Origin of the sequence: Thalassospira sp. UBA1131, from assembly GCF_002311515.1 — a bacterium.
GTDB lineage: Bacteria > Pseudomonadota > Alphaproteobacteria > Rhodospirillales > Thalassospiraceae > Thalassospira.
The window spans coordinates 26704-33659 of record NZ_DCAO01000081.1 but is presented as its reverse complement, the minus strand read 5'-3'; the positions used below and the strand labels follow the sequence as shown (position 1 = coordinate 33659).

Here is a 6956-nt window from a genome sequence, read left to right as displayed (position 1 = left end):
TGTTCCAAAAATGGAACACTCACGGTTTTACCGGATTTGGCGGGCGAAACTGTTTGGCGTGGAGGACGTCAAATGTGTTACGATTTGGCCTGTGATCGGCTGTGGCAAAAGCCACGCACCGGAAAAATCCGGGCCAAAACAATGGCAAAAACACCGACACAAGGGAGATAGCGTCTATGTCAGGAAACATTCCCGGCGGACGGATAGAAGCAGCCCTGCAGCTGAGCGGCGGGGCGCAAAATCGTGCGGTGCTTGAAAGCTGGCAACGGTGTGAACAACGCTTTGGTCTGGCTCATGACACCTTGCGCCGTCCCGAAGTCATATCTGAAAGCCAGACCCGGCAATTGCGTGATCGCAACGGACGGCTTTATCACCATGCCCATGACCTTGTGCGTACGCTGTATCGCAAGATCGATGCATCCGGCTATGCGGTGTTTCTGACCGATAATAGCGGTGTGATCCTTGACAGTGTTGCGGCCCATTCGCTTTTGCCGTCGTTTCGCACCAACGGCCTTTTGCCCGGCGCGGTCTGGAGCGAGGAACGCGAAGGTACCAATGGCATTGGTACCTGTATTGTCGAAGGCCGCCCGATCACCATCCACAAGGACGAACATTTCCTGGCACAGCATTCGGTTCTGACCTGTACTGCTGCACCGGTGTTTGATCCCGATGGCAAGGTGTGCTCCGTCCTGGATGTATCGGCGGTCCGCGAAGATATCAAACGCCCCGATTGCCTGCGCGTGCGCAGCATGGTGGCCGATTATGCCGATGCGCTTGAACGTATTCTGTTTTTTGATGAACGCGCCGGTGATGTGATTGTCCATCTGCATCCCGATGCCCGCCATGTCGGATCAACCCGTGATGCGATGATTTCGATTGCGCCAGATGGTTCGATCAGCGGGGCAACATCGACTGCGCGGCGCATTCTGGCGGCGTGTGATAATTCCGCCGATATCGCCGATATGTTCGAGATGGATGTCGACAATCTGATTGCCAAACTGGCAAGCCCGGACGGGCAGGGCACCTCTGCAACCCCGCTTAATATCGCGGGCGGCGGGGTTTTGTTTGGCAGTGTCACCATCCCGCAGCGGATGCGCCGCCGTTATGTCGGGCGCTCAACACCGGTGGTGCGCAAGGCGCCATCCCTGTCAGCCCGACGCACGACCGACATCCTGGACAAGGACGCCGCCCTTCGGCATATTTTTGAAATCGGCACGCGGCTTCATGCGCGCGATATCAATGTTCTGATGTCGGGCGAAACCGGCAGCGGCAAGGAATATCTGGCCCGCCATATTCATGATGCCACCCTTGGCAAATCAAAGGCCTTTGTTGCGATCAACTGTGCCGCCCTTCCCGAAGGACTGATTGAAAACGAACTGTTTGGCCATGCCGGTGGTGCCTTTACCGGTGCGGCGCGCGATGGTTTCGGCGGCCGCATCCGCGAGGCCAATGGTGGCACGCTGTTTCTCGATGAAATCGGCGATATGCCGCTGGCCGCCCAAGGCCGATTGCTGCGTGTGCTTGAAAGCCGTATGGTCGAGCCGCTTGGCAGTACAAAGTCCGTGCCGGTTGATTTCCGCCTGATCTGTGCGAGCAATGTCGACCTTAATGCGGCGGTAGCCGATGGCAAATTCCGCGAAGACCTGCTTTATCGCATCAAGGGCGCGCGCCTTGCGGTGCCGCCGTTACGCGAACGCAGTGATCTGGCGGATCTGATCGGGCGGCTATTGGTGGCGTTGTCGGACGACTATGTCGCGTGCAGTGATGATGTTCTGACGCTTTTGACGGCTCACCGCTGGCCGGGCAATGTGCGCGAACTGATCAATGTCTTGCAATATGCCGCCGTCTTTGCCGAAGACGGGGTGATTGAACCCCATCATCTGCCCGATGATTTCGATGCAACGCAGGATACAGCACCGCCATCGCCGGGCCAGACCATCGCACGGGCCGAGGCAGACGCCCTGCGCCAGGTCCTTGATGATCAGCAATGGCACATCAGCAACACCGCCAAGGCACTGGGCATTGGGCGCAACACGCTTTATCGCCGGATGGCGCGGCTTGGGATCAATCGACGTTAAAAATCGTCGAATTACCCGGCTTTTGCGAATGTTTTCATTGTAGGGCACACCGTTATTGTTTTAAGTAACGGCAGGGCTTTACAGGATATTTTCATGTGTGGAATTGCCGGTTTATGGCTGTCTGAACAAGCTGATGCAACGCGCTTGGGCGATCGTGTGTCGCGCATGAATGATGCGCTGTATCACCGTGGCCCGGATGGCGGTGATGTCTGGCTTGATGAGCAAGAGGGTATTGCCCTTGGGCAGCGCCGCCTTGCCATCATTGATCTTTCCGATGCCGGCAAACAGCCGATGCATTCCGCCAATGGCCGTTATGTCATGGTCTATAACGGCGAGATCTATAACGCACCGGAATTGCGTGAAAAGCTTGCCTCGGCCAATATTACGTGGCGCGGGCATTCCGATACCGAAGTCATCCTTGAATGCATTGCCCATTGGGGCCTGCGCGAGACGATCAAGCGCCTGATTGGCATGTTTGCCATTGCGCTTTGGGACCGGCAGAAGAAAAAGCTTTTCCTTGTGCGTGACCGCCTGGGCATCAAGCCGCTTTACTGGTCGCGCTATGACGGCCATATCGGTTTCGCGTCCGAGGTCAAAGGATTGCTGGCAGGCGACGCTATCTCGCGCGAGGTCAATCAGACCGGCCTTGATGCCTATTTGCGCTTTGGCTATGTGCCATCTGGGCTTTCGATCTATGCCCATGCCAAGATGCTCAAACCCGGCCATATTCTTGAAATTTCGTCGCATGATCAGGCGACCGAAAACGCCTATTGGTCGGTTGAGGATGCGGTGCTTAACGGTCAGACGCATGCCTGGAGCGGCGATGATCAAAGTGCGATTGACGCGCTTGAAGATTTGCTGCGCGACGCGGTGCAACGCCGTATGGTGGCCGATGTGCCGTTGGGCGCGTTCCTTTCGGGCGGAATTGATTCATCAACCGTCGTTGCCCTGATGCAGTCGGTTTCAGACCGGCCGGTCAAGACATTCTCGGTCGGCTTCGAGGACGAGGCCTTTAACGAGGCCGCCTTCGCCGGTGAAGTCGCAAAGCACCTCAAGACCGACCATACCGAACTTTATGTCACGCCAAAGGACGCGCTTGATCTGGTGCCGAAGCTTTCGGAAACCTATGACGAGCCGTTCTTTGACAGCTCCGCCATTCCGACCTATCTGATCTCGGCCCTGACCCGCAAACACGTTACCGTGGCCCTTTCGGGCGATGGCGGCGATGAGACTTTTGGCGGCTATAACCGCTATTTGTGGGCCAAGCAGTTAAGCGCCGCGGCCGGCAGCATTCCATTTGGCAGCGGGCTTGTGTCGCGCGGGCTGACCATGCTTTCGCCCGACCATTGGGACAAGCTTATCGGGCTGGTGCCGGGCAAGAAATCGACCAGTGCGATTGGCGATAAGATCCACAAGGCGGCACCGCTTCTGGCGATCCGTGATGATATTGATCGTTATCATGCGCTGATTTCGCTGTTTGACCCTGACAAGTTGCGCGGCAAGCATGCATCGAGCAAGAAATTCCGGGTGCCGGGCGAGAAGTTCTGTCGCAACCGTCATCTGGATTATGTGTCCTCCATGCAGGCCATGGATACGATGATGTATATGGTCGATGATGTGCTGACCAAGGTAGACCGGGCATCGATGGCCAATTCGCTTGAAGTGCGCGTGCCGTTCATTGATCACCGCGTGATCGAGTTTGGCTGGCGTTTGCCCGCCCGGCTCAAGATGAACGGATCGGTTGGCAAATATGCCCTGCGCCAGATCCTGTATAAATATGTCCCGTGCGAAATGATCGACCGGCCGAAAACCGGCTTTGGCGTGCCGCTGGCCCAGTGGCTGCGCGGGCCGCTTCATGAATGGATGGGTGACCATCTGGCCAATGAAGCGCTTTATACCGACTTCGGTCTGGATCGCCGCCAGATCGAAAAGCTCCGGTCCGAACATATGTCAGGCAAGCGCAATTGGGGCCATCAGCTTTGGACGATTGCCATGCTGTCTGACTGGCAGAAACGCTGGCTGGCCTGATTTAGTCTTACATCTTGCGTGTTACGCAGACTTTGAGCCCCGTCTGAACCTCAGGCGGGGTTTTTCATTTTCGTTCACGAATGAACGTTTTCTTTCCTGTGGTTGATTCGGATTTATCAGGCATAACTGAAGCATGTGTGTGCAAGAGGCGCATGGCTGTGTCGAATAAATGTCACAATTCGAAACTTGAAAATTTTCGAAAATGAACTATTTTGAAGATTAACGAGTTTTCCTTCTGTGATGAGAGGCCCCGATGGCTGGCACTTCAAACTATGACCTGATCATTATTGGCGGCGGCATTAACGGTGCCGGGATCGCACGCGATGCGGCGGGCCGGGGCCTTAAAGTGTTGCTGTGTGAAAAGGATGATCTGGCCAGTGCCACCTCGTCGGCCAGCACAAAGCTGATCCATGGCGGGTTGCGTTACCTTGAACATTACGAGTTCCGTCTGGTGCGCGAAGCACTGACCGAACGCGAAGTATTGCTGGATAATGCGCCGCATATCATCTGGCCGCTGCGCTTTGTGCTGCCGCATCGCAATGATTTGCGTCCGGCCTGGATGATCCGCCTTGGCCTGTTCCTTTATGATCATCTGGGTGGGCGCAAAAAGCTTCCGGCGTCCGAGGGTATTTCATTTGCCAAGCACGTATCGGGTGCGCCGCTGCGTGACGAAATGACCAAGGGTTTTGTCTATTCCGATTGCTGGGTCGATGATGCGCGGCTTGTCGTCCTCAATGCGATGGACGCAAAGGACATGGGGGCCGAGATTTTGACCCGCACCGAATGTGTCGGTGCAAGCCGTTCAGATGATGGTTGGAACGTGACGCTGCGCGATCAGGAAAGCGGCGAAAACCGTTTGGTGTCAGGCCGCATGTTGATCAATGCCGCCGGGCCGTGGTGTGCCGATCTGATCAATCCGGAAAACGGTGTGGTTAAGTCCGATACCAAGGCCAACATCCGTCTGGTCAAGGGCAGCCATATCGTCGTACCCAAGATGTTTGACCATGATTTCTGCTATATCTTCCAGAATGGTGATGGCCGAATTGTCTTTGCCATTCCCTATCAGGATGACTTCACCCTGATCGGTACCACCGATGTTGATTTCAAGGGCGATCCGGTCAAGGTCAAGATTGATCAGGACGAAATCGATTATCTTTGCAAGCTTGCCAGCGGCTATTTCAAGCAATCCGTCACGTCTGACGATGTCGTCTGGACCTATTCCGGCGTGCGCCCGCTTTATGCCGGTGAGGGCGCGGAAGCGAACGCTTCCAAGGTATCGCGTGACTACACCCTGAAACTTGAATCCAACGGCGATCAGGCGCCGGCACTGCATGTGTTTGGTGGCAAAATCACCACCTATCGCAAACTTGCCGAACACGCGCTTCAGATCATCTCAAAGGAACTGGGCACCAAGGACACTCCGTGGACGGCAAATGCCGTGCTGCCGGGGGGGGATTTCCCCAATGCATCCTATCAGGCGGCGTTTGCCGATTATGCCGCGCGCTATGACTGGATGGATGCGGTGATGCTCAAACGTCTGCTGCGCGCCTATGGCACGCGGATCGACCAGATTGTTGGTGATGCAAAAACTGTTGGTGATCTTGGCAAATGTTATGGTCATGACCTCTATGAGGCAGAGCTCCGCTATCTGATCGAAAACGAATGGGTGCGTGATCTTGATGACCTGATCTGGCGTCGCTCGAAGCTTGGTCTGCGGTTGTCTGGTGATCAGGTTGCGGTCCTGCGCGAACGTCTGGCACAGGAAAAGCCAGATCATAAATCGGTTGCCGCCGAATAATTCAACGATTGCCCGCAAACTGTTGGGCGTGATCACCGGATCGTTTGTCGGGCGTGGCAATGGGCTGGGCTAGGCTGGTGGAATGTCTGCCACCTGACAGTTTGGCAAGGGGCTAAACTTTCAAATTGGGTTTAGTCCCCAAACTGCGCTATGGTCGGTTTGTTTTCAACCGATTACCTCGACCGGTGCCCAATGCCACCCATCCTGAAATCCATCCTTGCAAGCGCGCTCTTGCTTCTTGTGACCAACTCGGCGGCATGGGCGGCGGATGACGCGCCTTCGCTTGATACCTGGTCGATGGCCATCGGTCTGGTTGGCGGGTTGGCCCTGTTTTTATACGGGATGGATCACCTTGCGGGCGCGCTTAAAACCCTTGCCGGGGCAAGGCTACGCCGCGTTTTGTCTGGCATGACGCGCAATCGTATTTGGGCCGCAGTTTCGGGTGCGGTGATTACCGGGTTGGTGCAATCTTCAAGTGTTACGACCGTGCTGGTGGTCGGCTTTGTATCGGCCGGACTGATGCCGTTTGCGCAATCGATTGCCGTGATTATGGGCGCCAATGTCGGCAGTACCCTGACCGCGCAAATCATCGCCTTTCGGATTGATGCCATTGCGCCGCTTGTCATCGCGATTGGCTTTGCCATGACGATGCTGGCCGATCGCAAGCGGTTTACGCTGATCGGCAAGGCAGTGCTGGGCATGGGGATGCTGTTCTTTGGCATGGGCATGATGAGTGATGCCATGGAACCGCTTAGGACCTATGGCCCGTTCATCGATGTGATGGGTCAGATGCGCAATCCGTTTCTCGCCATGCTGGTCGCGGCGGCGTTCACTGCGCTGGTGCAATCAAGTGCAGCGACCATGGGGATTGTCATTGTTCTGGCCGGGCAGGGGTTGGTGCCCCTTGATAGCGGGATCGCGCTTATTTTCGGGGCCAATATCGGCACCTGTGTCACGGCCCTTTTGGTGACGATTGGCAAGAACCGCGATGCGTTGCGAACGGCCCTTGGTCATATCCTGTTTAACCTGGTCGGGGTTTTGATCTGGCTGCC

At 56.0% G+C, this 6956-nt stretch carries 4 protein-coding genes; all 4 read left to right on the top strand.

Annotated elements, in window-relative coordinates:
• The first annotated feature begins 176 nt into the window (after window positions 1–176).
• A complete protein-coding gene (locus B3Z49_RS12445; RefSeq protein WP_296991274.1) occupies window positions 177–2078 on the top strand; it encodes a sigma-54-dependent Fis family transcriptional regulator in 1902 nt (633 codons plus the stop codon).
• A gap of 93 nt (window positions 2079–2171) precedes the next feature.
• A complete protein-coding gene (asnB, locus tag B3Z49_RS12440) occupies window positions 2172–4106 on the top strand; it encodes an asparagine synthase (glutamine-hydrolyzing) (protein ID WP_296991272.1) in 1935 nt (644 codons plus the stop codon).
• Window positions 4107–4359: 253 nt separating this feature from the next.
• Window positions 4360–5904 carry a glycerol-3-phosphate dehydrogenase gene (glpD, locus tag B3Z49_RS12435; protein ID WP_296991269.1) on the top strand — a complete coding sequence of 515 codons (1545 nt, stop codon included), beginning with the start codon at window positions 4360–4362 and terminating at the stop codon, window positions 5902–5904.
• A 192-nt stretch (window positions 5905–6096) separates the two neighbouring features.
• Window positions 6097–6956 (top strand): Na/Pi cotransporter family protein (locus B3Z49_RS12430; protein ID WP_296991266.1); only part of this gene is annotated, 860 nt, incomplete at its 3' end.